The 23,648-nt window shown below is 72.2% G+C and carries 24 protein-coding genes and 1 pseudogene; 7 read left to right on the top strand and 18 right to left on the bottom strand.

Going from position 1 to position 23,648, the window contains the following annotated elements; genetic code table 11:
• Nucleotides 1-330 (top strand): annotated as a pseudogene (locus CTZ28_RS47865) (hypothetical protein); the annotation flags it as partial.
• A gap of 18 nt (nt 331-348) precedes the next feature.
• Here CTZ28_RS47865 and CTZ28_RS37055 read toward each other — a convergent pair.
• Nucleotides 349-771 (bottom strand): pyridoxamine 5'-phosphate oxidase family protein, encoded by a 423-nt coding sequence (locus CTZ28_RS37055; protein ID WP_121894131.1) that lies wholly within the window; start codon nt 769-771, stop codon nt 349-351.
• 388 nt (nt 772-1,159) lie between these two features.
• Between CTZ28_RS37055 and CTZ28_RS37050 the strand changes: the two genes are divergently transcribed.
• Together CTZ28_RS37050 and CTZ28_RS37045 are read left to right on the top strand one after the other, a co-directional pair.
• A complete protein-coding gene (locus CTZ28_RS37050) occupies nt 1,160-2,371 on the top strand; it encodes an MFS transporter (RefSeq protein ID WP_259471990.1) in 1,212 nt (403 codons plus the stop codon).
• An 80-nt stretch (nt 2,372-2,451) separates the two neighbouring features.
• A complete protein-coding gene (locus tag CTZ28_RS37045; protein WP_121894129.1) occupies nt 2,452-2,943 on the top strand; it encodes a hemerythrin domain-containing protein in 492 nt (163 codons plus the stop codon).
• Between the two features lie 140 nt (nt 2,944-3,083).
• Here the strand turns inward: CTZ28_RS37045 and CTZ28_RS37040 are convergent, their stop codons facing one another.
• Both CTZ28_RS37040 and CTZ28_RS37035 read right to left on the bottom strand, forming a co-directional pair.
• Nucleotides 3,084-4,829, bottom strand: a complete 1,746-nt coding sequence (locus CTZ28_RS37040) for a GAF domain-containing sensor histidine kinase (RefSeq protein WP_121894142.1) — start codon at nt 4,827-4,829, stop codon at nt 3,084-3,086.
• Nucleotides 4,830-4,937: 108 nt separating this feature from the next.
• On the bottom strand, nt 4,938-5,516 hold the full coding sequence (locus CTZ28_RS37035; RefSeq protein ID WP_121894128.1) for a helix-turn-helix domain-containing protein: 579 nt from the start codon (nt 5,514-5,516) through the stop codon (nt 4,938-4,940).
• A 133-nt stretch (nt 5,517-5,649) separates the two neighbouring features.
• Between CTZ28_RS37035 and CTZ28_RS47860 the strand changes: the two genes are divergently transcribed.
• Nucleotides 5,650-6,327: an SAM-dependent methyltransferase gene (locus tag CTZ28_RS47860; protein ID WP_220795522.1), complete on the top strand. Its 678-nt coding sequence runs from the start codon at nt 5,650-5,652 to the stop codon at nt 6,325-6,327.
• Nucleotides 6,328-6,369: 42 nt separating this feature from the next.
• A complete protein-coding gene (locus CTZ28_RS47855) occupies nt 6,370-6,879 on the top strand; it encodes a DinB family protein (RefSeq protein ID WP_220795521.1) in 510 nt (169 codons plus the stop codon).
• A gap of 64 nt (nt 6,880-6,943) precedes the next feature.
• Here the strand turns inward: CTZ28_RS47855 and CTZ28_RS37025 are convergent, their stop codons facing one another.
• The 9 genes from CTZ28_RS37025 to CTZ28_RS36985 all read right to left on the bottom strand — a co-directional run bounded on the left by CTZ28_RS37025 (nt 6,944) and on the right by CTZ28_RS36985 (nt 14,503).
• Nucleotides 6,944-7,663, bottom strand: a complete 720-nt coding sequence (locus CTZ28_RS37025; RefSeq protein WP_121894127.1) for a cation efflux transmembrane domain-containing protein — start codon at nt 7,661-7,663, stop codon at nt 6,944-6,946.
• Complete coding sequence (locus CTZ28_RS37020) at nt 7,663-7,998, bottom strand: ArsR/SmtB family transcription factor (RefSeq protein ID WP_121894126.1); 336 nt, start codon at nt 7,996-7,998, stop codon at nt 7,663-7,665. The genes CTZ28_RS37025 and CTZ28_RS37020 overlap by 1 nt, the downstream gene beginning before the upstream one ends.
• Nucleotides 7,999-8,040: 42 nt before the next feature.
• On the bottom strand, nt 8,041-8,490 hold the full coding sequence (locus CTZ28_RS37015) for a hypothetical protein (protein ID WP_121894125.1): 450 nt from the start codon (nt 8,488-8,490) through the stop codon (nt 8,041-8,043).
• A 111-nt stretch (nt 8,491-8,601) separates the two neighbouring features.
• Nucleotides 8,602-9,300, bottom strand: a complete 699-nt coding sequence (locus CTZ28_RS48960; RefSeq protein WP_398657511.1) for a GtrA family protein — start codon at nt 9,298-9,300, stop codon at nt 8,602-8,604.
• A gap of 33 nt (nt 9,301-9,333) precedes the next feature.
• The gene (locus tag CTZ28_RS37005) at nt 9,334-10,818 is read right to left on the bottom strand and encodes an MFS transporter (protein WP_121894124.1); all 1,485 of its coding nucleotides are present in this window, start codon (nt 10,816-10,818) and stop codon (nt 9,334-9,336) included.
• A 68-nt stretch (nt 10,819-10,886) separates the two neighbouring features.
• Nucleotides 10,887-12,107, bottom strand: a complete 1,221-nt coding sequence (locus tag CTZ28_RS37000; RefSeq protein WP_121894123.1) for a sensor histidine kinase — start codon at nt 12,105-12,107, stop codon at nt 10,887-10,889.
• Nucleotides 12,108-12,250: 143 nt separating this feature from the next.
• Nucleotides 12,251-13,303, bottom strand: coding sequence for a zinc-dependent alcohol dehydrogenase (locus CTZ28_RS36995; protein WP_121894122.1), 1,053 nt, complete (start codon nt 13,301-13,303; stop codon nt 12,251-12,253).
• Nucleotides 13,304-13,377: 74 nt separating this feature from the next.
• Complete coding sequence (locus tag CTZ28_RS36990; protein ID WP_121894121.1) at nt 13,378-14,301, bottom strand: SGNH/GDSL hydrolase family protein; 924 nt, start codon at nt 14,299-14,301, stop codon at nt 13,378-13,380.
• 13 nt (nt 14,302-14,314) lie between these two features.
• Nucleotides 14,315-14,503: a hypothetical protein gene (locus CTZ28_RS36985; RefSeq protein WP_121894120.1), complete on the bottom strand. Its 189-nt coding sequence runs from the start codon at nt 14,501-14,503 to the stop codon at nt 14,315-14,317.
• Between the two features lie 226 nt (nt 14,504-14,729).
• On the opposite strand from CTZ28_RS36985, the gene CTZ28_RS36980 reads away from it, so the two are divergent.
• Nucleotides 14,730-15,740 carry a questin oxidase family protein gene (locus CTZ28_RS36980; RefSeq protein ID WP_121894119.1) on the top strand — a complete coding sequence of 337 codons (1,011 nt, stop codon included), beginning with the start codon at nt 14,730-14,732 and terminating at the stop codon, nt 15,738-15,740.
• 81 nt (nt 15,741-15,821) lie between these two features.
• Here CTZ28_RS36980 and CTZ28_RS36975 read toward each other — a convergent pair whose 3' ends face one another.
• Together CTZ28_RS36975 and CTZ28_RS36970 are read right to left on the bottom strand one after the other, a co-directional pair.
• Entirely contained in the window at nt 15,822-16,451 is a 630-nt protein-coding gene (locus tag CTZ28_RS36975; RefSeq protein ID WP_121894118.1) for an MBL fold metallo-hydrolase, read from the bottom strand.
• Nucleotides 16,452-17,534, bottom strand: a complete 1,083-nt coding sequence (locus CTZ28_RS36970) for an S-(hydroxymethyl)mycothiol dehydrogenase (RefSeq protein ID WP_121894117.1) — start codon at nt 17,532-17,534, stop codon at nt 16,452-16,454. It abuts the gene before it with no gap.
• A 333-nt stretch (nt 17,535-17,867) separates the two neighbouring features.
• On the opposite strand from CTZ28_RS36970, the gene CTZ28_RS36965 reads away from it, so the two are divergent.
• Nucleotides 17,868-19,172 carry a LuxR C-terminal-related transcriptional regulator gene (locus CTZ28_RS36965; protein WP_121894116.1) on the top strand — a complete coding sequence of 435 codons (1,305 nt, stop codon included), beginning with the start codon at nt 17,868-17,870 and terminating at the stop codon, nt 19,170-19,172.
• 577 nt (nt 19,173-19,749) lie between these two features.
• Here CTZ28_RS36965 and CTZ28_RS36955 read toward each other — a convergent pair.
• From CTZ28_RS36955 to CTZ28_RS36940, 4 genes are read right to left on the bottom strand one after another with little or no spacing between them, the layout of a single operon-like run.
• Nucleotides 19,750-20,448 carry a 2'-5' RNA ligase family protein gene (locus tag CTZ28_RS36955; protein ID WP_220795520.1) on the bottom strand — a complete coding sequence of 233 codons (699 nt, stop codon included), beginning with the start codon at nt 20,446-20,448 and terminating at the stop codon, nt 19,750-19,752.
• Nucleotides 20,445-21,863, bottom strand: coding sequence for an extracellular solute-binding protein (locus CTZ28_RS36950; RefSeq protein WP_121894115.1), 1,419 nt, complete (start codon nt 21,861-21,863; stop codon nt 20,445-20,447). Before CTZ28_RS36950 ends, CTZ28_RS36955 begins: the two co-directional genes overlap by 4 nt.
• Nucleotides 21,864-21,913: 50 nt before the next feature.
• Nucleotides 21,914-22,735 (bottom strand): carbohydrate ABC transporter permease, encoded by an 822-nt coding sequence (locus tag CTZ28_RS36945; RefSeq protein WP_121894114.1) that lies wholly within the window; start codon nt 22,733-22,735, stop codon nt 21,914-21,916.
• Nucleotides 22,732-23,571: a carbohydrate ABC transporter permease gene (locus CTZ28_RS36940; RefSeq protein WP_183154776.1), complete on the bottom strand. Its 840-nt coding sequence runs from the start codon at nt 23,569-23,571 to the stop codon at nt 22,732-22,734. The genes CTZ28_RS36945 and CTZ28_RS36940 overlap by 4 nt, the downstream gene beginning before the upstream one ends.
• Nucleotides 23,572-23,648: the final 77 nt, after the last annotated feature.

The raw sequence follows: 23,648 nt of genomic DNA, 5'->3' as shown, positions 1-23,648 counted from the left end.
GTCGTGCAGCGCCGCCGCGAGGCCCGTGAAGCCGCCCGCGACTGGGCCGAGTTGGGCCACACCGGGCAAACAGCCGGGACGGTGCGTGCCCGGGCGGGTGTCGCCGTGCTGATCGGTTGCGGGCCGGCCGCCGCCGTGGTGGCTCTTGGTGTGGTCGTGGGGCCCGGGGGCGGAACGGGCCGGTGGGCGGTCGTCGTTCTGCCCGCCGCGGTGGTCGGGCTGTCTCTCGCCCTCGCCGTCGCCTACCTCCGGATGACCCGGAACACGAACCGCCGCCGGCCGCGGCCGAGTCGTTCAGGCCCGCGCGACGTCCGCGCGGCAGACACATGAGGCACGGCGGGCCACGCCTCACCGCGTGGCGCGCGTTCCCCTGAGCTCGCGTCCGGTGACCATCTCGGACTCGATCCGTACGAACACCGGGTCGCGCAGGGGCATCCAGGACGAGGGGCCGATCTGCGACAGACGCTCGTTCTCGACGGGGTCGGTCACCAGGGTGGCCCGTCCGGTGACGACGACGCTCCAGCCGGACCGGGTCGCCGCATCGAACTCGTCCGCCTCGAAAGCGACCACGACGCCGTCGATGGCACGTACGAGATCCGAGTCCGGCGAGGTGTGCAGGAGGACGGAGGCGTCCGTGTCCAGGGCGAAGTTGATGGGGAGGACCGCGGGCAGCGCCTGCCGCGTGTAGACCACGCGACCGACCGGCACCTTGGCGAGCAGGCGCAGGCACTCCTGCCGGTCGAGTGCGCGAAAGGCGTCGTTCTGGAACATCCGTCCATCGTCGCCGCGGTCGTCGTGCGGGGGTAGGGCCGACCGGCCCTACCCCCACAGCGCGCGGTACGGCCCATCGCGGCCGGTGTCCCGCAACGGACAGGCCGACAAGGCGGTTCACCGGGCCGGGACGCAGGGACTGCCGGGCCGAACTCGGGGGACCGTCCGCCCGTCGGCAGGGACCCATGGCCCATGCCTCCGGTGATCTTCGACGCGGACAGTGGTGCCGGGACGCCGTTCCGCGGGCGAGGGGCCCGCGGTGCGCATGCGGTCCCGGCGGCGCATTGCCACCGTGAACAGGAAAGGGACGGACAACATGGTCCAGTCGTTGAAGGCGAAGCGGGGCGGTCCCCCGTCGGGTGCACCGATAGCGGGCCGCGCCTGGCTGATGCTGGCCCTGGCCACGGCCGGCTTCGCCGTGAACTTCTGGGCGTGGGCGCTGCTCAGCCCGCTCGGCCCACGGTTCAAGGACAGCATCGACCTGTCGTCGTTCGAGCAGTCGCTGCTGGTGGCGGTGCCGGTCGTGGTCGGTTCCCTGGGCCGCATCCCGGTCGGCGCGCTGACCGACCGGTACGGCGGACGGGTGATGTTCCCGATCGTGTCGGCGGCCACCATCGTGCCGGTGCTCTACCTCGGCCTGGCCGGGCACTCCTCCCTCGCCGCCCTGCTGGTCGGCGGATTCTTCCTCGGCATCGGCGGCACCGCCTTCGCCGTCGGCGTGCCGCTCGTCAACGCCTGGTTCCCGCCCGAGCGGCGCGGACTCGCCATCGGCCTCTTCGGCGCCGGCATGGGCGGCACCGCCATCAGCGCCCTGACCACGGTGAAGCTGGTCGACGCGCACAGCATGTCCACCCCGTTCCTGATCACCGCCACGGTGCTGGCCGGGTACGCCCTGGCCGCCGCGCTGCTGCTGCGTGACGCGCCCGGCCGCACGGTGCCGACCGAACCGCTGACCCGCCGGCTGGCCACCACCGCCCGGCTGGGCATCACTTGGCAGGCGTCCGCGCTGTACGCGGTCGCGTTCGGCGGCTACGTCGCCTTCTCCGTCTACTTGCCCACCTACCTCAAGACCGGCTACGGCCTGTCCCAGACCGACGCCGCGAACCGCATGGCCGGGTTCGTGCTCCTGGCGGTGGCGATGCGCCCGGTCGGCGGCTGGCTGTCCGACCGGCTGGGCCCGGCGCGGGTGCTGGCCGGAACGATGGCCGTGGTCGTGGCCGGGGCCCTGGTGCAGTCGTTCACCCCGGACCTGGCGCCGGTGGGCACCATCGCCTTCCTGGCCATGGCCGCCGCGCTCGGCGCGGGCAGCGGGGCGACCTTCGCCCTGGTGGCCCTGCTCACCCCGGCCGACCAGGTCGGCTCGGTCACCGGGGTGGTCGGTGCCGCCGGCGGTCTGGGCGGCTTCCTGCCACCGCTGGTGATGGGCTCGCTGTACGGCGAGTACGGGACGTATGCGGCCGGGCTCGCCCTGCTCGCGGTCGTGGCCGCCGCCGCCCTTGCCTACACCCTCACCGGTGTCCGGACCGCGGCCGAGGACGGCGGGCGTGAGCAGAGCGGTGGCCGGCCGCGCGGACCCCGCCCCGCAGACACCGCCGCGTGAGGACGGGCGGACGACAACGACGGGCCGGGAAGCGCGGAACAAGCGGAACAAGCGGAACAAGGAGAGCAAGGAGAACACCGGTGTGCGAGTACTGCGGCTGCCAGGCCCTGGAGACGATCGACGAACTGACCCAGGAACATGACGAGGTGGTCCGGCTGATCAGCCACCTGCGTCCCGCCCGTCGGGTGGGCGGCGCGGCCGGGATGGCCGAGGTCGCCCGGGAGATCGCGAAGGTGCTCGGTCCGCACACCGAGGTCGAGGAGCGGGGCCTGTTCCCCGCCCTGGCCGGGGAATTCCCCGACCAGATCGCCGCCTTGGAGGCCGAGCACCGGCACATCGAGGCGGTGCTGGCCGAGGCCGCCGGCGGTGCGACGCCCTCGGACCCGGCCTGGCCCGACCGGCTGATGGCGGCGATGGCGACACTGCGCGACCACATCCTCAAGGAGCAGGACGGCGTCTTCCCGGCCGCACTCGCCCACCTCGGTGTCGAGGAGTGGCTGGCGGTCGAGGCCGCACGCGCCGAGGCGGGCAGCACCCTGTCCCGGCCGGCCGCCCGGCCCGGACCCGCCTGAACGAGCGACAAGGGCCCTGTGGCGCGGGCTGAGCGCTCCGCTGCGTCAGGAAACGTGGCGGTGGCGCCGTACGTCATCCCGCCCGTCCGCTCGCGCCGAACGGGCCGCAAGCCGGAACGCGCCCGGCGGGACGCGCCCGCTCATCGAGCGTCGGGCCGGGGGAGCGGCACCGTCCACTCGACGACGGTGCCGATGGGCTCGTTCGCGGCCAGGCGGAAGGTGCCGCCCAGTTCCTCGGCGCGCCGGCTCAGATTGTCCAGGCCGCTGCGGCGGACGACCGTCGGGTCGATGCCGCGGCCGTTGTCGGCCACCCGCAGGTGCAGCTCCGCGGCGGTGACCGAGACGCTGACGTCGACCGTGGTGGCGTGGGCGTGCCGGGCCGTGTTGGACAGGGCCTCGCCGAGCACGGCCAGCAGGTGCTCGGCATGCTCGGCGGGGACGTCGGTGTCCAGCAGGCCGGTCATGCGCAGGGCCGGGGTGCAGCCGAGGGCCTGGGCGGCCCGGTCGGTGGCCGTCACGAGCCTGCCGCGCAGACCGGCACCGCGACCGTCCTGGTCGTGCTCGCGCAGGCCGTAGATGGTGGAGCGGATGACCTTGATGGTGTCGTCCAGGTCGTCGACGACCCGCTGGATGCGCTCGCTCACCTGCGGCCGGTCCGCGACACGGCCCAACGTGGACTGCAGCGTCAGGGCGCCGGCGAACAGCCGCTGGATGACCAGGTCGTGCAGATCGCGGGCGATGCGGTCACGGTCGGTCAGGACGAGCATGTGCTCGGTGTCGCGCCGGTGCTCGGCGACCTCCAGAGCCAGGGCCGCCTGGTTCCCGTACCCGATCACCATGTCGATGACGGCGTCGGGGAAGAGCGGGCCGCCGGGCACGTTCGCCACCTGGAGGACACCACGCACGTGCTCGCGCGTCCCGAGCGGCACGAAGAACGCCGCACCCAGGTCCACCACCGAGGCGCTGCCGCCCTCGGCACGCGGATCCGAGCTGACCGCCTCGCTCATGATCGGCTCCCCGGACGCGAAGACCTTCGCGGCCAGCGAGGCGGCGGGCAGGACCAGCCCCCGCACATCGTCCGCGCGCGTCCCGGCGGCGGCCTCGACGACCAGCTCACCGCTGTCGCCCACCGGCACCGCCAGGGTGACCAGGTCGGCGCCCGCCATCTCCCGCACGGTGCGGGTGAACGACTCCAGCACCGCCGCGGGCTCCTCGCCGGACAGCAGGCTGCGGGTCAGCTCGTTGCTGGCCGCCAGCCAGCGCTGCCGACGACGTGCGTCGTCGTACAGGCGGGCATTGTCGATCGCCACACCGGCGGCCGCGGCCAGGGTCCGCAGCACCGCCTCGTCGTCGGCGTCGAACTGCGCGCCGCCCTTCTTGTTGGTCAGGTACAGATTGCCGAACACCCGGTCGCGCACCCGGATCGGGGTGCCAAGGAAGCCGGTCATCTGCGGATGGCCGGGCGGGAAGCCCACGGACGCCGGATGCTGCGACAGATCGGCCAGACGCAGTGGCTGCGGCTCGCGGATCAGCAGCCCCAGAATGCCCTCGCCGCGCGGATAGGGGCCGATCCGGGCGATGGTCTCCTCGTCTATGCCGACCGTGAGGAACTGCTTGATCGTGCCTTCCTCGCCCAGCACACCGAGCGCCCCGTAGGCGGCGTCGACCAGAGCGACCGCGGACTCCACGATGCGCTGGAGGACCACCTCGAGCTCCAGGTCGGAACCGATGGCCAGCACCGCGTCCAACAGCGTGTGCACCCGGTCCCGTGCCGCCCGCACCTGCGTCACCTGCTGCTGCAGACCCTCCAGCAGCTCGTCCAGCCGCAACTGCGGAAAGACCCCTGACGCCTCGGCGTCGCGAGACCCCTGCTCTCGACCTTCCACCACAGCCCCCCTTCACCGACGCGCCGACCTCACCAGGATGCCCGAGGCGGAGTCCCGGCTCGACAGCGCCCCCGAACGTCGAACACGATCGGGGCAGGGTGGAGCCGGTCAGTGCCCGGACGGTGCCATATGTACGCGCTCGCCCTGCGGGCCGAACAGGGCGAGCAGCTCCGTGGGCCGGCTGCCTGCGCTGCCGATCCAGTGCGGAACGCGGGTGTCGAACTCCGCGGCCTCGCCGGCGCCGAGCCGGAACTCCTGCTCGCCGAGCACGAACCTGACGTCTCCGTCGAGGACGTAGAACCACTCGTATCCCTCATGGGTCTGCAGGTGCGTCGTGGATGCCCGGCCGGCGGGCGGATAGATCACCTTGTAGGCCTGGACACCGCCGGCCCGCCGGGTCAGTGGCACCATCACCAGCCCGGACCGCCGCACCGGCCGCAGATGGATGCGCGGGTCGCCGGTGGGCGGCGCCGCGACGAGATCGTCGAGCGGGACGCCGTACGCCCGGGCCAGCGGCAGCAACTGCTCCAGCGTGGGGCGGAGCCTGCCGTTCTCGAGGCGGGACAGGGTGCTCGCGGTGAGGCCGGTCTCGTCCGCCAGCGCCGCCAGCGTGGCATTGCGCGCGCGGCGCAGGGCGCGCAGCCGCGGTCCGACTCCGGCCAGAACGTCTTCCGTGGGATGGTCCATGGCTCGATGATGCGGATCCGCAACTTTTCTTGCAAGCGCGAAACAGCCGCGCCGATGCTGTCGGTACCTGACCGGCGCCCGAGGCGTGGATCGACGCACGCCCGGCACACCGGCCGACGAAAGGACACCTCAGATGGATTCCACCCGACGCCGATCCGACACCGGCGCCGCGAGCGACCAGGGGACTGCGGGCGAGGACGCCGAGCTGTTCTGGGAGCGGCACCACCGCGGCCGGCGCACCGGGAGCGCACGCGTCAACCCGCTGCTCGCCGAGACCGCCGCACCGCTGCGCCCCGGCGCCGCCCTCGACCTGGGCTGCGGCGCCGGCGGCGACGCGCTCTGGCTCGCCCGGCACGGCTGGCACGTCACCGCCGTGGACATCTCCACCACCGCCGTCGAACGGGTCCGGGAACACGCCCGCGATCTCGGCGTCGCGGACCGGGTCGCCGCCGAACAGCACGACCTGGCCAGGAGCTTCCCGGCCGGCCGGTTCGACCTCGTCTCCGCCCAGTACTTCCACACCCCGTTCGCGCTGCCCCGCGGCCACGTGCTGCGCACCGCCGCACGGGCGCTGCGCCCCGGTGGTCTCCTGCTGATCGTCGACCACGGCTCCACCGCGCCCTGGTCATGGAACCAGGACCCCGACATCCACTACCCCACCCCCGACGAGATCGCCGCCGAACTCGATCTCGACCCCGCGCACTGGTCCGTCCTGCGCGCCGACATGCCCCGCCGCCGGGCCACCGGACCCGCCGGTGAGTCCGCCACCGTCATCGACAACGTCCTGCTCGTCCAGGCGACCGCCGGATGACCGGCCGAACCGCACGGCAGCACGCCGGAACGGAGTGACCCGATGTCAGAACACCGTGCGCAGCGAACCCGGACTCGGGCGAGGGACACCGGACCTCCGCGGACCGGCGCGGACGAGAAGGCCGTCCTGCGGGGCTTCCTCGACTATCTGCGGAACGCGGTCGCGGACAAGGTCACGGGCGCGCCGGAACCGGACGTCCGAACGGGCGGAGTGCCCTCGGGCACCAGCCTTCTCGGGCTGCTCAAGCATCTGGCGTGCGTCGAACGGTTCTACTTCCTCGGTGAGGACGTCGGCCACTGGCCCGCGACCATGCGGCCGTCCGCGACGGACACCGTCGACAGCGTGCTCGCCGACTACCGGAAGACCGTCGAGCGAGCGAACCAGGTCATCGACGCCTGCCCGGATCTGACCCTCACCGCCCCGCGCGCAGCGCGTCCGGGGCCGGCACCGTCGATGCGCTGGGTCCTGGTGCACATGATCGAGGAGACCGGCCGGCACGCCGGGCACGCCGACATACTCCGCGAGCAGATCGACGGATCCACCGGCCGCTGACACCGGCAGCCGACGCGCGGCACACCGCGGCGCCGCCCGGATGCCCCGCTCGCCCGGCCGGCCGTCAGGCGCAGCACGGACACCCCAGGTCGCAGCCGCGCCCAGCGCCCTCCCGGCCGACGGTGCTGACCACGCTCGGGCCGGGCGACGCACAACAGCCGTCACCCCGCCACGCCGCCCGGCCCTCCTTGACCGCGACAGCGGCGATCACCAGGGCGGCCAGGGGGTCGGCCCACGACCACCCGAGCGTGGCGTTGGCCAGGAGCCCGAGCAGCAGCACGGCGGACAAGTAGGTGCAGAGCAGGGTCTGTCGGGAGTCCGCGACCGCCGAGGCGGAGCCCAGCTCACGGCCGGCACGGCGCTGCGCCGCGGACAGGAACGGCATGACGGCCAGGGACACGGCCGCCAGCACGATGCCGGTGGTCGTGGGGCCGGCCTCTCCCCTGCCGGTGAGCGCGCGCATCGCGTCGACCGTGACATACCCGGCCAGGGCGAAGAAGGACACGGCGATGATCCTCAGCGTCTTCTTCTCCCGCGCCGCACGGACCGTGTGGTCCCGTGCGGAGAACTGCCAGGCGACCGCCGCGGCCGACGACACCTCCACCAGCGAATCCAGGCCGAAACCGATCAGCGCGGTCGAGGAGGCCGACGCCCCGGCGGCGAGCGCGACCACGGCCTCGATCACGTTGTAGGCGATCGTCGCCGTGACCAGCAGCCGTACGCGTCGCGTCAGCGTTTCCCGCCGGGCCGGGGCCGGTCGAGGAGGCACATCGGCGGCCGTCATCAGCAGCAGTCCTTGCCCGCCGCGTCCGGACAGGTGCGGTCCGCGGCAACGGCCACGACGGCGCTGCGCAGATCGTCCAGGGCGTGCCCCAACCGCTCGTCCGCCAGTTCGTACCGGGTGCGGCGGCCCACCGGCACGGCGACGACGAGGCCGCAGTCCCGCAGGCACGCCAGATGGTTCGACAGACGCGTACGGGAAATCCCCAGGGCGTCCGCCAGATCGGAGGGGTGTGCCGGTGCCTCGCGCAGCGCGAGCAGCAGACGGCAGCGGATGGGGTCGGCCAGCGCACGGCCGAAACGCGCGAGAGTGTCGATCTCCGACGCCACGGTAAGCATGCCAGGAGAGTACAGCACATCCTGAATTCAGGAAGCCATGAACTATTGCCTGCTCCCGACGGCACGGCCCCCTCTGGCAGCGGTCAGCACCACCCGGTCCGCCGTCACGTCGACCCCGAGCACCGGACGCCTCCCTCCTTCCGCCGACATCAACACCGCCTTGCCGAGCCGCCGCCCGATGGCAGAGAACAACCCACACAACACGTCCAGCCGCTCCTGCCCCTGCACCTCCCGCAAGTCCACGTCGAAGTCGATCGCGTCGTCCGACAGAAACCGAAAGACCGCCAGGACCTCGGGAACAGGCCAGACACGCAGACTCGGGCACTCGGCATCCGCAGCTCGGGACAGCACCCGCTCAGCCGGCGGTACCGCCATGGCGACATCGCCCTCGCGGTACTCACACCTCCAGCCGCTGCTTGCGGCCAGGTCGAGGACCGCCTGCCAGTCCTCGACCGAAGCATCCGCGACCCAGACATCCGGCAGCGTCCCCATCAAGTCAGGGCCGCATTTCCCCGGCGAAGCGCGGAACGAGGCTCCCGGGCCGGTGGGCGAGCGGTCTGCGAAGCCGGTCGGGTCAGGTGCGGGGCATGTGGGCCAGGCAGGTCAGCACCGCGTGGACCCGGCGGTGGCGTGTTCCGGCGGCACGCCGGCCGCATGGGGTTCGGATGCATGACGTCCCCGTGAGGGCCGTCCGGCGTACCCGCCCGCTGCTGCCGTGCTCCCTGCCGGCGAACGGGCGCGGAGCGTCTGTTCCCGGCCGATGTGCCGGACGATCGACCGTTCGGCGGCCCGGGGCTCCTGGCCCGGTGCCGGCCGGACGGCCTGCTTGCGGCCGGCGAAGACGAACAGGCGGAGCACCAGGAACCGCCCGATCCCGGCGAGCCCGGAGGCACTGAGGTAGACGACCTGTTCCCACGCCGCCCCGGGGGACGGCTGCAGGGTGTGCAGTACGAGCATGGCGCCCGAGGTCACCGCGTACGCGGCCGTGGCCGACCCGGCGGACTGCCCGTGCTGCCGCCACCCGGCCCGCCGGCCGGTCCCGAAGGTGAAGCGGGCGTGCAGCTCCGTGCACAGAAGGGTGGAGGCGACGGTGACCACCGCATTGGCCACCGCCCAGGGCACCGACAGGGCGAGCAGCGCCACCGCCGGGCCACAGGCGAGTCCGACACCCCCGCCGCACAGGACGAACCGGAGGAAGGAAGCGAGCGGACCAGGCGCAGCCGGCGTGCGGAAGGGCTCCGCCAGGTCCGTACGACGCGTCGCGTGCGCCGTTCCCGGCTTCGACGAGGATGCCGATGTCATGGTTTCCCCCGGGCGGAGAACTGTCGCCCCGCCTCAGACCGCGTCGCGCGCGGTCTGTGCCGCGGGCACCGGGGTCTCGGCAGCCGGTGCCGGCTGGACGGCGGCGCGCCTGCCGGGGATGAAGGTGGCGGCGAGGAAGGCCAGCAGGGCGGCCGCGGAGCCGATGGCCATGATGACCTTGAACGCGTTCTCCGAGGGCAGCGCGTGGCCACCGAAGTCGATGGTCATCTGGGCGAGGACGACGCCGGCGATGGCGCTGGCGAAGGACGTTCCCAGGGAGCGCATCAGGGTGTTGAGGCTGTTGGCCGCGCCGGTCTGGGAGTGGTCGACGGCGCCCATGATCAGGGCGGGCAGGGCCCCGTAGGTGAAGCCGACGCCGCCGCCGATGATGCAGGAGACCAGGACGAGGTGCCAGACCTCGGACATCAGCAGGATGTTCAGGGCGTAGCCGGAGGCCACGATCAGCGCGCCGATCATGAGGGTGACCTTGGGGCCCTTGGCCTTGGTGACGCCCGCCGACACGGCGGACATGGCCATCATGACCAGACCCTGCGGGGCGAGCACCAGTCCCACGGCCAGCATGGACCTGCCCAGGCCGTAGCCGGTCTGGGTGGGCAGCTGCAGGAGCTGCGGCAGGACCAGGGACATCGCGAACATCGAGAAGCCGAGCGCGACCGAGGCGAGGTTCGTGAACAGCACCTGACGGCGGGCGGTGGTGCGCAGGTCGACCAGCGGCTGCCGGGTGCGCAGCTCCCACCAGCCCCAGGTCAGCAGGATCACGACGGCGGCGGCGCCCAGGCCGAGGGTGGTGCCGGAGGTCCAGCCCCAGTCGCCGCCCTTGGAGACGGTCAGCAGCAGCGAGACCAGACCGGCGGACAGACCGAGCGAGCCGACCAGGTCGAAGCGGCCACCGGTGCGCACCTTGGACTCCGGTACGACGACGAGCACCAGGATCAGCGAGAGCGCGCCGAGGACGGCAGAGGTCCAGAACAGGAGGTGCCAGTCCCAGTTGTCGGCGATGAACGCGGCGGCGGGCAGGCCGAGCGCGCCACCGACGCCGAGCGACGCGCTCATCAACGCGGTGGCCCCGGCCAGCTTCTCGGCGGGCAGCGCGTCACGCATGATGCTGATGCCCAGCGGGACGACGGCAGCCGCCAGGCCCTGCAGGGTGCGGCCGATGATCATCGGGACGAGCGAATCGGCGAGCGCGCACACCACCGAACCGGCGACCAGCAGGACGATGCTGACCAGCAGCATCCGCCGCTTGCCGATCATGTCGCCGAGCCGGCCCACGACCGGGGTGGCGACGGAGGCGGCGAGCAGCGTGGCGGTGACCGCCCAGGCGGTGTTCGAGGCGGAGGCGTTCAGGAGCCGGGGGAGCTCCGGGACGATCGGGATGACCAGGGTCTGCATCAGCGAGACGACGATCCCGGCGAGGGCGAGCACCGCCACCACGGCGTTGGCCTTCGGCGGGGCTGACGTCCCCGTGTCGGCGGGTCGGGCAGAAGTGTGGGACATGGCGGGGGAGCCTCCGTCAGATTCGAGCTGGCTTGCTTGACTCACGCAAGCATAATAGATTGCCTGAGTCAAGTAATTACTGGTGGGTGGGCCGCCTCGGTGGCCGCGGCGGCGGTACGGGCCAGGGGCAGTTCCGCGACGACTTCGAACCCGCCCTGCGGCCGAGGGCCGGCGTACAGCCGGCCGCCCACGGAGCGGGCGCGCTCGCGCATACCGATGAGCCCGAAGCCGCCGCGCGAGGCGGGGGAGCAGGGCCGTCCGGCACTGCGGTTGGCGATGGTGATGACCAGCCGGTCGTCGGCATGGACGAGCCGGACCTCGGCGGAGCGGGTGGTGGCGTGCTTGGTGACGTTCGTGAGCGCTTCCTGCACGATGCGGTACGCGGTGAGATCCGCTCCGGTCGTGAGCGGCCGTGGCTCTCCCTCCTCGCTGACGGTGACCGTGAGGCCGGCGCCCCGGAAGGAGGCGATCAGCTCAGGGAGCCGGGCCAGGCCGGGAGCTGCCGGATCCGCCTCCCCCGCGTCATCCGGGCCGCGCAGCAGCCCGACGGTGGCTTTGAGCTCGCGCAACGCGGAGGAAGCCGGGCCTGTGAGTTCCGTGGCAAGGCGCCCGGCCTCCTCCGGCCGGGCCGGCAGGAAACGGGCGACCGCATCCGCCTGGACCTTGACCAGTACGAGGTGATGGGCGACGACGTCGTGCAGATCACGGGCGATGCGCAAGCGCTCCTCGGCGACCCGGCGCCGCGCCTCCTCGTCCCGGGTCCGCTCGGCGTGCTCGGCCCGGACCCGCACGGCTTCGAGACAGGCCCTGCGCAGCCGGGCCACGGTACCCAGCGACGTCGGCAACAACAGCCAGAAGGCCGGGCCGAGCAGGTTGAGGACCAGAGGCGCGTAGGCAGGCCCGGTGATCAACGTCGTACAGGTCAGCACCGCGATACCGGTGACCGCGAAGGTGTTCGCGGTCCGGCGGTCGGTGCGGACGGCCAGCGAGAACAGCGCGACCAGTACGGGCCCCAGCAGCAGGACCGTGACGAGGTACCCGAGCACGGCCGTGGCTGTGGCGCACCCGAGGGCCACGGCCGACGCCGTACGGGGGCGGGTGCGGCGCCACATCAGGGCGACGCACGAGATGGCGGAGAGCAGGACGACGGGCCACCACGGGACGGCGAGATCGTGTCCCGGGAGCGTGACCAGGCCCGCAGGACAGGAGCCGGCGAGGCAGCCGGCGGCGAGCGCCGCATCGACGGTGCGGGGGTGTGAGTACAGGTACCGCTGCAGGCTGTCGATCATGGGAGGTCTTCTGTCCGGTGGGTGATCGCGGGCGGGGCGCCCCTCGGGAGGCGCGACGGCGCGGCAGTACTTCCGTACGGGCCGAAGGGTTGCCCGGGATCCCGAGTCGCCCTCCGCCGTCCGTGCGCTGCTCGTCCGCTCGGCTACTCGGCTACGTCGTCGAAGGTGACGACGACCTTCTCGGCGGCCCCCGGGGTGAGGGCGAGCGCGTAGGCCCGCTCGACCTCCGTGAAGGGCACACGATGGCTGATCAGTTGGGCGAAGCGGCTCTGGTGCTCGACGAGGTCGGGGGTGACCTCGAAGATCTCCGTCGGGTAGCCCTGGGAGGGGACGAGGGTCAGCTCGCTGCGCAGCATGCCACCGAGATCGATGTCGGAGCCCTTCTTGTGGACGGCGACCATGACCAGCTTGGCGTGCCATTTGGCGTTGTCGACCACGGTGTTGAAGACGGCGGCGGCACCGGCGGCGTCGATGTAGATGTCGGTGCCCGGCCGGGGCTGGCCGAGCGCGTTGGCGGCCTCGCCGTGCAGCTCGGTCAGGCGTGCGGTGACGTCCTCCTCCGCAGAGTCGAGCACCGCGTCCGCGCCGACGGCCAGCGCCTTCTCCAGCCGGGAGGGAATGATGTCGACGACCACGACATGCTCGACTCCGCGCAGCTTCAGCCAGATCGCCGCGCCCAGACCGATGGGCCCGGCGCCGAGGACGACGACCTTGTCGGTCGGCTTCGCCTGCGAGCGGTTGACCGCGTGCCGCGCCACCGCCATCGGCTCGTTCAGCGAGGCGACATCGAAGGGGACGGTGTCGGGGAACACTGCGACGCTCGTGCCGACCTCGGCGTTCTCGATGAGCAGATATTCGCTCATGCCGCCGTAGCGGCCGCCGCAGCCGATGATCCCGGTGGGTGCGGCCTGCGGGTTGACGACGACCCGGTCGCCGGCCTTCAGGCCCGTGACGTCCGCGCCGACCTCGACGACCTCGCCGGCCGGTTCGTGGCCGAGGGGGATCGGGACCAGGTCGCCGCCCAGGTGGGCGCGGGCGGGCATGCCGCCCATGTGCAGGAAGGCCACGTCGGTACCGCAGACTCCGCAGGCACGGATGCGGACGAGAGCGTCCTTCGGGCCGGGCACCGGACGGTCGACATCCACCACGTCGACCTGGTTCGTACCGGCGGTCTGTACGGACTTCATCTGGCTCATGTGAGGGGGATCCTTTCTGAGGTTCTGCGCCGTTCTGAGGACCGGACACAGCGGCGCGGGGTATGTACGGGAAGTCATTTCTCCAGGGCCTTCGCGACGGTGTCCGCCATGCCGTGCTCCCCGCGCGCGTTGGGGTGGACGGGGGCCGCCGGAGCAGCGGGAGCCAACGGCTCGATCCAACGGATGTCCGCGGAGGCGCAGGCGCCGCGCCCCCGGGAGGGTGTGTAGGTGTCGACGTACTCCGCACCGCCGGCCTCGGCCCGGTTGCGCAACATGGTGTTGAGCTGGTGTTCCTTGTCCCGCAGGAAGGCCGTGTCGCCGGGGGCGAGGGACATGCCGCGCAGACATGTGCCCGCGTCGGACGGCAGGATCTCCGGGTAGCCGACGACGAACACCCGGGCCCGGGGCGCGCGTCGCCTGATGTCACTCAGCGCATCGGTGAGGTGTTCGCCCGCGGTGTCGATCCGTCGGCGCACCTCGTCGGTGCCGGCGGCGGAGAACCGCCGTGTGCAGGGGGCGTCTTCGGGCAGGTATGTGCCGCTGCCCAGGGCCTTGTAGAGAACTCCCGCGCCGACGCACCGCTTGATCATCGTGCTGAAGCCGATGTCGTTGCCGCCGATCCCGAGGGTGACCAGCCGGGTCCGGCCGGAAAGCACCGACAACTGGGGCGGATTGGTCCCGTCGCCGGTCGTCTGCGGCGCGGTGAGGTCGGCGACCGTGGCGCCGCTGCAACTGGCATCACGGAAATCGGCCGCCCCCAGGCCGAGCCGGTCGGCGACGAGGGCCGGATAGTTGTGGTCGGAGCGATCGCATCCGGCCGGGCTGCCCTTCTTCCCGGGGATCCCAGGGCCGGCCGTGTAGGAGTCGCCGAGGGCGGCATACGGGCCGCTCGGCAGACCCGGCCTCGGCTCGTCGTCATGGTGGGCGACGACGGCGGCGGCGATCAGCGCGCCGCAGGCGAGGGCCCCGGCAAGGCTGGTTCGGGCGTTCGGTCGCACGGGGCGCGCCGGGTCAGCCGTGCTGTCGCTGCGCCTGGCCGCGCAGCAGGGCGGCGCCTGCGCCGAGCGAGACGGCACCCATGCCCACGCCGGTCACGACGCCCTGAGTGCCGTCGACGGCGAAGGGAGCGGCCGTGGCCACGACGAGATTGAACAGGAACAGGAACCACAGGACCGGGCGGGAGGAGAGCAGCGTCTTCACGGGCGGTTTCCTTTCGGGGAAGGTACGGACTCCCCGGCGGGGCGTCGCTGAACTTGCGTAAGTCAACGATCCCGCCCGCGCTGCGCCGCCACGAGGGAGCGGCCTCCCGGAACCATGGTGTAGCCCGCTACACCCGCGGCGGACCCCCGTGCGACGACAGGACTAGGCCCGGTCCTAAGCCTTCAGCCCGTTACGCCGCCGCGGCGCCTCGCCTACCGTCCTCGCCATGGATACGACGGGCATTCTCGACGAGGCGCTGCAGCGATTGCACAGGTCAGGGCCGGAGCGGCTGGGGCGGCTCACCAATCACGCGCCGATGGCCGTCGAGGCTCTCGCCGCGCACGGTCAGGCCGACTCGGTGCACCGTTGGCTCGACCTGTACACAAGCAAGCTTGAGGAGTACCCGTCCGGTGTCGAGCCGGTCACGGCCTCCAACTGGCGCTCTGCGCTGGGCGACACACGTCGCGTCGCGGACTGGATCGGCTACTTCGGCCGCGAGCTCGCCGAGCGCAGCTGGCGGGACGTCCTCACCGAGTGGTGGCCCCGGCTCCTGCCCGGCATGTACGGCGGCTCGACCCACCCGGTGATCCGGGTCGGTCACGCCGTACGCACCCTTCTGGCCGACGACGGCACCGAGCCACGGCTGACCGAACTCGCCCACGGCCTCGGCTACTGGGCCGCCCGCTACCGCCCCGTCGCGGACCTCGCCCCGCTGCCCGGCGCCGACAGCGCGGCCGCCGCCCTCGACGCGGTGGTGCCCATTGCCGCACGGGACGGCGGTTTCCCCGCCCGGCTCGGCCGCGTCACGGGCCTGCCGGTGTGGGCGGCCACGGTCACCGACCCGCACATGGCACGACACCGCCTCACCGAACTGGTGCGGGCGGCCACACACCGCTACGCCACCCACGGCCATGGCGAGGAGACCATGCTGGTCCACGCGGCCACGGCCCCCAACGCCGTGCTGCGCACCCTCCCCGCGCTCCCTCCTGACCTGTGGGTACCGAGCCTGCGGGCCGCCTGGACGGCATCCGCTGCGGTGACCGCGATGTACGCACCCCACGCCCCGGTCACCTGCACACCACCGGGTACCTTCACCCCGGAGGAGGTCTTCGAACGGGCCCTGGCGCACGGCGACGAACACGTCATCAAACTGACGGACACAGCCCTCGACGTCGGCGACGAACAGGCACTGGCGGCGGCACTGCGCTCCATCGACCTGAGCGAACCACTGCACTAGCCGCGCCACTTGGAGATCCGCGAGTCGACAGTGGGCATGCGCACGGAGCCCGGAGTGAACGTGCCGATGTGCCGGAAGGGCTCAGTGGCCGCGGGCGATCCAGTCGTTCAGATGCGGGGCCTCGTCCGTGACGGTGGTGGACGGGCCGTGGCCCGTGAGCACGGTCGTGTCCGGGGGAAGGGTGAGCAGCCGGTCCCTGATGGAGCGGATGATCGTGGGGAAGTGGGAGAACGATCTGCCGGTGGCGCCTGGCCCGCCGGCGAAGAGGGTGTCACCGGTGAGGACGGTGCCGAGCTCCGGTGCGTACAGGCTGATCGCACCGGGTGTGTGGCCCGGGGTGTGCAGCACCTGGATCTCGGTGCCGGCGACGCCGAGGCGGCGCTGGTCGCACAGGTAGCCGTCCGGGGAGCGTTCCGGATGGGTCTGCGACCACAGGAGGCGGTCGTCGAGGTGGAGGAGTACCGGAGCGCCGGTGCGGTCGGCCAGCGCCGGGGCCGCGTTGATGTGGTCGTTGTGCGCGTGGGTGCACACCACTGCCGTCAGGCGCCGGTCCCCGAGGGCCGCGGTGATCGCGTCCGCGTCGTGGGCGGGGTCGACGACGAGGGCCTCGTCGTCGTTCCCGATGATCCAGACGTTGTTGTCGACGTCCCAGGAGCCGCCGTCGAGGGTGAACGACCCCGAGGTGACGACACGTTCGATGCGTACGCTCACTCAGAACACCACCACGGAACGCAGGACCTCGCCCGCGTGCATCTTCGTGAAGGCCTTCTCCACCTCGTCGACGGCGATGGTCTCCGTGACGAAGGAGTCCAGGTCGAGGCGTCCTTGCCGGTAGAGGTCGACGAGCATCGGGAAGTCCCGTGAGGGCAGACAGTCGCCGTACCAGGAGGACTTGAGGGCACCGCCGCGGCCGAAGACGTCCAGGAGCGGCAACTGCACCGTCATGCCGGGAGCGGGGACGCCCACCAGGACGACGGTGCCGGCCAGATCCCGGGCCTCGAAGGCCTGCCGGTACGTCTCGGGGCGCCCGACCGCGTCGATCACCACGTCCACCCCGAACCCGCCCGTGAGGGCGCGGATCTCGGCCACCGGGTCGCTGGTCCGGGAGTTGACCGTGTGGGTGGCCCCGAAGGTCCGGGCCAGTTCCAGTTTCCGGTCGTCGAGATCCACGGCGATGATGCGGGAGGCGCCCGCGAGGTGGGCGCCGGCGATCGCGGCGTCTCCGACGCCACCGCAGCCGATCACGGCGACGCTCTGGCCGCGCGTCACCGGAGCCGTGTTGAGCGCGGCGCCCAGGCCCGCCATGAGACCGCAGCCGAGCAGGCCGGCCGCCTCGGGGCGGACCTCGGGCACCTTGGTGCACTGCCCCGCGGCCACCAGGGTCTTCTCGGCGAAGGCGCCGATGCCCAGCGCCGGTGCCAGCGGGGTGCCGTCCGCCAGCCGCATCTTCTGTGTGGCGTTGTGGGTGTCGAAGCAGTACCACGGCTGGCCCCGCCGACAGGCCCGGCAACGGCCGCACACGGCACGCCAGTTCAGGATGACGAAGTCCCCGGGCGCGACGTCACTGACGTCCTCGCCGACCGCTTCGACGACGCCGGCCGCCTCGTGGCCGAGCAGGAAGGGGAAGTCGTCGCCGATGGCGCCCTGCCGGTAGTGCAGGTCCGTGTGGCAGACACCGCAGGCCAGTACCTTCACCAGCGCCTCTCCCGGTCCCGGGTCGGGCACGAGAACGGTCTCCACGGAGACGGGCGCGTCTTTGCGGCGTGCGACGACACCCCGGACTTCCTGGGTCATGACTGTGTTTCCCTCGTACTCGTTGATGGAAGCGGACGTGACCGGTCGAGCACCGGCACGTCCGACGGGCGGAAACGGCGCCCGGCAGCGAGGCCAGACGGCCGGAGGCCGGGACATCCCGTCCGTGGGTGTCCCGCGGCGGCACCCTTCGGCGGGGTCCTCGACGCCGCCGGTCCGACGGTGCCCTCAGCGCACCGACGGCCTCGGCACGGGGAAGTCGCCCCCGGGGGAAGCTCCGCGCCACCATCTTGCTGCCCTGTCGGGTAGGCCGCACCCAACCTTCCGAGCCTTCTGCCTACCGGTTCGGGTAGGTCCGTGCGGTAGCTTTCCCGCATGACGACCCCACCGACCCATGCCGATGCGGCACTCGTGGCCGAACGGGTGGGCGCCGTGGCGACCGCCCCCCTGCACACGGTGGCCGCACGGCTTCGCGAGGTGATCGAGGAGGCGCTGCCGCACCGGGCCCTGGCGGTGTTCACGCAGGACTGCACCGGGCGACCGCAGAAGAAGGCCGGCGATCCGTCGATCACCGAGCGGATCACGATCGCCGAACTGGACGCGATACGCCGGCGTACGGCCGGGGGCGAGCGGCCCGCTTCCGCCCTGATCGCGGGTGAGGAACACCTCGTGCTCGTGTTCGGCGCGCAGACCGGGGCCATTCTCGTGCTCTGCGAGCCCGGCCGCCCGGCATACCCGGGCGCCGAGGCCTATGTACGCGCGGTCTGGGAGACCGCCGCGACGCGCATCCGGCAGCAGGTCGCGGAGGCCCGCCCCGACTATCTGCGCGAGTCCCGCGCCGCATCGAGCGAACGACTCCGGGTCACCGCGGAACTGACGGCCCGTCATGAAACGGACCTGGAGACCCTGCTCGCCACTCTGCGCAGCCGGGAGCTGGACGACACGCGGGCCAGAGTGCTGGCGACCGACACGGCAGCCGGCGCCCTGGTCCGTGTCAGGGCTGGCAGCGACCTCGTGGCCTCGCTGGCCGAAGAGGCCGTCTCCCAGGCATTCCAGCGGCTGAAGGACGACCTGCGACCCCTCAGCCGCTACGGCACGGTCCAGGTGCAGTTCATCGAGCCGCCCCCGGACGGCCGAGCCCTGCCGGGAGAGGTCGCCCACGCCGCCCGTGCCATCGTGCGCAGCGCCGTCCTTCTCATGCGGGACCAGGAAGAACTGACCCGCATCAGGATCCAGTGGAACTGCGACGGGGCGAACCTGCTGATCTCCGTCCGCGACGACGGACCCGGCCTCCTGGACTCGGGGCGCCCCGCAGTCGGCCTGCTGACCGCCCGCGCGACCGCGCTCGGCGGACACCTCGGCATCGAGGCCGTCGAGACCTGGGGCTCGGAGATCGACGTGCGCATTCCGCTCGACCCGCCCGACACCTCGGACACGGTCATGCGCATGTGGGATCTCGCCCCCCGCGAGACCGAGGTGCTGAGACTGCTCGTCGCCGGACGGCGCAACCGCCAGATCGCCTCGGAACTCGGCATCAGCGAGAACACCGTGAAGTTCCACACCAGCCAGGTCTACCGCAAACTGGGTGTCACCTCCCGGGCCGCTGCCGCCGCACTGGCCGCGGACGCCGGACTCGGCTTCACAGACAGCCGCCCCACCCACATCACGCCCCGCCCGTGAAGCCACGGGACGGGTGCGCCGGGCCGCAGTGCCCACCGGGGACGGGACGCGCCCCTTCCCACGACGCGGGTCACCACCAGCCCGGCATGATCGCCTCGCGCCAGCGGGAGCAGGCCGCTCCGCTCACGGACGGTGGCGGGGCTCCTCTCGTAGGCGCCGGGCTGCCAGCGGTCGTCGTTGCCGCGCATGTTGTCGGAAGGGTAGTCGGCGGCAGGCTTGACGGCGCCGGTGAGGAAGCCCCGGCCCAGCGGCGATGCTTGCGGCCCGGACAGGACGCTGCCCGGCTCCGTATCCAGCTCCACCACGTCCGCACCAAGCGGATCGACCGGAGGTAGCTCTCGCCACACGAGCCGCGCACCACCCCGCGCCGCCGTCCGGGCAGCCGGTTCGGGTAGATCCGGGTCGCCTTGTCGAACGTGCTGTCCACCACGAGGTGGTGCTGAGGTGCGGAGTGCGGCGCGACGGACTCAGGTCTGCGCCGCTCCGGCCCGGTCCCTCCCTCACCCTCTCCGGCGAGAGAGGGACCGTCGGCGGTCGGTGCGCGGCTGACGGGGCACCGGGCGGTCCCCGGAGCCGCTCAGTGCCGCAGGCGCCAGGTGTGGACGTGTTCCCAGGCGAGCGTCTGCCACCAGCGGCCCGTCCAGTCCTCGCTGCTGGTGCGGTAGAGGGTGACGGTGTCGCCCGGGAAGCTGTCCGAGAAGGGCACGGGGAGTCCGAGGACATACTCTTCGACCTCGGCGAACAGATCCGGGCGCACATACATGTCGTGCGAGAGCAGCGACAGATGGGCCCGGAAGGCGTCGGCGTCGAACGGGTTTCCCGCCGGATTGGGCGCCGGTGCCTCCAGCGGAGTGACGGCCGCGTCGATCCGGGCGGCGAGGTCCACGAACGCCGTGTTAGGGGTGACGCCGTCGGCGAGGTGATGGACGTCGTAGACCAGTCCCACCCCCTGGTGGCGGACGCCCGCGTTGTGGACGGTGAAGGCGGGAACGCCGGTCACCGCCCGGCTCACGGCGTCGATGAGCTCCTCGACCGGGCCCGGGACGTGCCGGCTGCCCACCAGCGTCGCGTGCGGCGGGAACGCGCCCGCCGAGACGAGCCCGTACTGTGCCCGCAGTTGGCTGGTCACCGCGGTGACGGCGGCACAGGTGACGGGGTCGGGGCGCAGGTAGACGCCGTAGCGGTACGGGTCTCCGGGAGCCTGTGCGAAGCGCTCGTTCGACTCCATGACCGTGGTCGTGGGCGTGGTCGTCGTAGGGATGTCCGTGTCGGTCACTGGCCGGCCTGCTCGCGGTAGTCCTCGATCTTCGCCGTCGCCGCTTCCTGCGCCGCCTTCATGGCGCTGTCGATCGGCTTCTTGCCGCTGAACGCCTGCTGCATCTGCGGCACGACCGCGTCACGCACGCCCTGCATGGCGCCGGTGAGACAGCCGGAGGTGGCCGTCGTGGCCGGGGTGTCGGCGAACTGCTTGCTGAGGACGGCGTAGGGCTCGTTCTGGGCGAGGAACGACTTCCACGTGGCCGAGTTGTCCACGTCGGTGTTGATGGGGGCGTATCCCGACGCCTTGGAGAAACGCTCCTGTGCTGCGGCGGAGGCGAGGTGACTGATCAACTTCCAGCCCGCGACCTGCTCGGCCGCGCTGTGCCCGGTCCGGTCCACCCACATCGCGGCGCCACCGATCGCGGCACCCGCCGTGGACGGCGAGCCGGACAGGGGGTAGGGCAGCGCGCTGTAGCCCTTCATGCCGGCCTCGGTGAGGCCGCCGATCGCGCCGCTGGAGTTGAGCATCATGGCGGTCTTGCCCGCGGTGAACGCCGACAGGGCGGCGTTGCCGTCGGCGCCGGTGTCGAGGCCGACGCCGTCGGTGTAGAGCTTCGCCATGGTGCCGAACGCGGCGCGCTGCGGCTCGCTGGTCAGCGACAGCGCCGTGGCTCCGCCGGCCTTCCGGCCGTTGTCCGGGGTGCAGTAGGGAACCCCGGCCGCGGCGGTGAGCTGCTCGAACCACCAGCCGTCGATGGGCTGGTCGATGCCCTTCACGTCCGGCAGCGCGGCGTGGATCTTCCGTGCCGCCGCGGCCACGCCCGCGAGCGTGCCGAGGGTCGAGCGGTCGACCTTCGCCCGGTCCAGCATCTCGTCGTTGACGTACAGCAGGGGCATCGACGTGTTCAGCGGTACGGCGAGGAGCTTGCCGTCGGCCGTGTAGTAGTTGCGTGCCGCGGGGCGGAGCTTGTCCAGGTCGATATCCTCCGGGTTGGCGGCGGCCAGGTCCTGGGCGGCGACCGTCTGCCCGGCGTCGCGCAGGTAACCGCTGGTGATGTCGCTGGAGATCATGACGCTCGGTGTGTCGCCGCTGCGGACCGCTGAGGTGTACTTGGCGATGGTGTCGGCGTAGTTGCCCTGGAACGACGCCTTCACGACGATCTTTCCGGCGTTGGCCTTGTTGAACGTGTCGATCTCGTTCTGCAGCGCCTGAGCGGCCGTGCCGCCGAGGCCGTGCCACAGCGTCACGGTCACCGGCTGCTCCGCGTCGGCCAGCGCCGACGGTCCGGGCACCGCGTCGGTGGCCTGCCCGCCGTCGGCGGAGCCTCCGCAGGCGGTGAGGGCCAGAGCGAGGGCGGTCGTCAGACAGCCGGCCGCGACGCGTGCGCGCAGTCCGGATCGGGACGTGAGGGATGAAGCGAACGCAGACATGGCGGATCGTCTCTCTTCTCGTTTGTGTACGGATGGGCTGTGGGGGGTGGCTAGGTGGTGACCCGCGAGGCCAGCCCGCGGACCAGGAACCGCTGGCCGAACAGCACGAGCAGCAGGGTCGGCAGGAGGACCAGGAGGGTGCCGGCGTAGATCACGGCGGGTGCGGTGACCTGGTCCACTACGAGTTGGGCGAGACCGACCTGGATGGTGCGCCGCTGGGGGGAGTCGGTGATGAGCAGCGGCCAGAAATAGCCGTTCCACGCCGACAGGGCGCACCACATCGCGGCCGTCACCAACTGGGGCCGCGCCATGGGCAGTACGACGTACAGCAGCGCGCGCAGGTCGCCGCAGCCGTCCATGCGGGCGGCCTCCCAGGTCTCGCGCGGCAGCGCGAGGAACGCCTGGCGGAGCAGGAAGACCGCGTACCCGGCGGCGAGATACGGGATGACGATCCCGAGCACGGTGTCGCGCAGCCCGAGCCCGCTGACGAGCTCGAAGTTGGGGATGACCAGGCTCTCCCCGGGGAATGCCAGGGTGGCCAGCACCAGGGCGAAGACGGCGCCGCGGCCGCGCCAGCGGGGGAAGACGAGCGCGTAGGCGGCGAGCGCGGCCGTGGTCAGCTGGGCGGCGGACTGCAGGGCGGTGACGGCGACGCTGACCAGGTACTGCTGGGCAAGGGGCGCCGAGCCCAGCGCGGCGCGCACATTGGCCAGGGTGAGCCGGTCCGGCACGGGGACGAGCCGGCCGGCGGCCACGTCGGTCGGGGGCAGCACAGCGGTGACGACGGTGACGTACACGGGGAACGTGACGGCCACGATCACGCCGCCCAGCCACAGCCAGCGCAGCACGGAGGCCGCTCGACGGCGTGTCATGCCCACCTCCTCAGCACCCCGAACTGGATCGCGGTGACGAGCAGGACCAGGAGCAGCAGGACCATGGCCAGCGCCGAGGCCGAGCCGACGTGCGGGAGCGCCTCGCCGAATGCGCGCTGGTACAGCTCGTGGACCAGCGTCGAGGTCGCTCCGGCCGGGCCGCCCCGGGTGAGGACCTGGACCTGGGTGAACACCTGCAGTCCGCTGATGGTCTGGGTGACCAGGAGGAACACCAGGCTCGGCCGGAGCATGGGGATGATTACCGAGCGGGCCAGCCGCAGTCCCGACGCGCCGTCGAGCGCCGCCGCCTCGATGACCTGCTGGTCGAGCTGGGTCACCGCGGCCAGCAGGACCAGGAAGGCGAACCCGAACTCGTACCAGGCGGTGGCGAGGGAGACGGCGAAAACGGCCCATACCGGGGAGCGCAGCCATTCCGGTCCGGTGATGCCGATGTGCTGCAGCACCTCGTTGAGGGTGCCGACCGCCGGGGCGAACAGGCCCGCGAACACGGCCGCCGAAGCCGCCGCCGAGTAGGCGAACGGCAGGGACAGCAGCACCGATGCCACGGCCCGCGGCCGGCGCGCGGCCCGGCGCAGCGGCAGCACCGCGGCGAGCGCGCCGCCCACGGAGAGCAGCACGCTGAGCCCGGCGATCGCCGCCGTGGTGAGCAGGGCCCGGCGCAGGTCGGGGTCGGTGAACACGTCGGCGTACTGGTCGAGGCCGACGAAGCGGCTGGGGTCGCCCAGCAGATCGTTGCCGTACAGGCTCAGGACGACACTGCGGACGGCCGGCCAGTACGCGAAGACGAGCAGAAGGCCGAGGCACGGCAGGACCATCACAGGACCGGCCAGTCCGCGAGGGATCCAGGCCGGGCGGCGTGCTGCGCCTCGACGGAGTGGAACGTTCCCAATCA

Source organism: Streptomyces shenzhenensis (assembly GCF_003688995.1).
Taxonomy (GTDB): domain Bacteria; phylum Actinomycetota; class Actinomycetes; order Streptomycetales; family Streptomycetaceae; genus Streptomyces; species Streptomyces shenzhenensis_A.
Note: the sequence above shows the minus strand (reverse complement) of the source record. Positions and strands in the feature narration are given on the sequence as shown.

Bases quoted from the DNA above. Each gene is read 5' to 3' on its own strand.
- CTZ28_RS37050 (WP_259471990.1), top strand. From the start codon at position 1,160: ATGCTGGCCCTGGCCACGGCCGGCTTCGCCGTGAACTTCTGGGCGTGG.
- CTZ28_RS37005 (WP_121894124.1), bottom strand. From the start codon at position 10,818: ATGTCCCACACTTCTGCCCGACCCGCCGACACGGGGACGTCAGCCCCG.
- CTZ28_RS37035 (WP_121894128.1), bottom strand. From the start codon at position 5,516: ATGGACCATCCCACGGAAGACGTTCTGGCCGGAGTCGGACCGCGGCTG.
- CTZ28_RS47855 (WP_220795521.1), top strand. From the start codon at position 6,370: ATGTCAGAACACCGTGCGCAGCGAACCCGGACTCGGGCGAGGGACACC.
- CTZ28_RS36980 (WP_121894119.1), top strand. From the start codon at position 14,730: ATGGATACGACGGGCATTCTCGACGAGGCGCTGCAGCGATTGCACAGG.
- CTZ28_RS37000 (WP_121894123.1), bottom strand. From the start codon at position 12,107: ATGATCGACAGCCTGCAGCGGTACCTGTACTCACACCCCCGCACCGTC.
- CTZ28_RS36965 (WP_121894116.1), top strand. From the start codon at position 17,868: ATGACGACCCCACCGACCCATGCCGATGCGGCACTCGTGGCCGAACGG.
- CTZ28_RS47860 (WP_220795522.1), top strand. From the start codon at position 5,650: ATGGATTCCACCCGACGCCGATCCGACACCGGCGCCGCGAGCGACCAG.
- CTZ28_RS36995 (WP_121894122.1), bottom strand. From the start codon at position 13,303: ATGAGCCAGATGAAGTCCGTACAGACCGCCGGTACGAACCAGGTCGAC.
- CTZ28_RS37025 (WP_121894127.1), bottom strand. From the start codon at position 7,663: ATGACGGCCGCCGATGTGCCTCCTCGACCGGCCCCGGCCCGGCGGGAA.
- CTZ28_RS36945 (WP_121894114.1), bottom strand. From the start codon at position 22,735: ATGACACGCCGTCGAGCGGCCTCCGTGCTGCGCTGGCTGTGGCTGGGC.
- CTZ28_RS36940 (WP_183154776.1), bottom strand. From the start codon at position 23,571: ATGGTCCTGCCGTGCCTCGGCCTTCTGCTCGTCTTCGCGTACTGGCCG.
- CTZ28_RS36970 (WP_121894117.1), bottom strand. From the start codon at position 17,534: ATGACCCAGGAAGTCCGGGGTGTCGTCGCACGCCGCAAAGACGCGCCC.
- CTZ28_RS36950 (WP_121894115.1), bottom strand. From the start codon at position 21,863: ATGTCTGCGTTCGCTTCATCCCTCACGTCCCGATCCGGACTGCGCGCA.
- CTZ28_RS37020 (WP_121894126.1), bottom strand. From the start codon at position 7,998: ATGCTTACCGTGGCGTCGGAGATCGACACTCTCGCGCGTTTCGGCCGT.
- CTZ28_RS37015 (WP_121894125.1), bottom strand. From the start codon at position 8,490: ATGGGGACGCTGCCGGATGTCTGGGTCGCGGATGCTTCGGTCGAGGAC.
- CTZ28_RS37055 (WP_121894131.1), bottom strand. From the start codon at position 771: ATGTTCCAGAACGACGCCTTTCGCGCACTCGACCGGCAGGAGTGCCTG.
- CTZ28_RS48960 (WP_398657511.1), bottom strand. From the start codon at position 9,300: ATGACATCGGCATCCTCGTCGAAGCCGGGAACGGCGCACGCGACGCGT.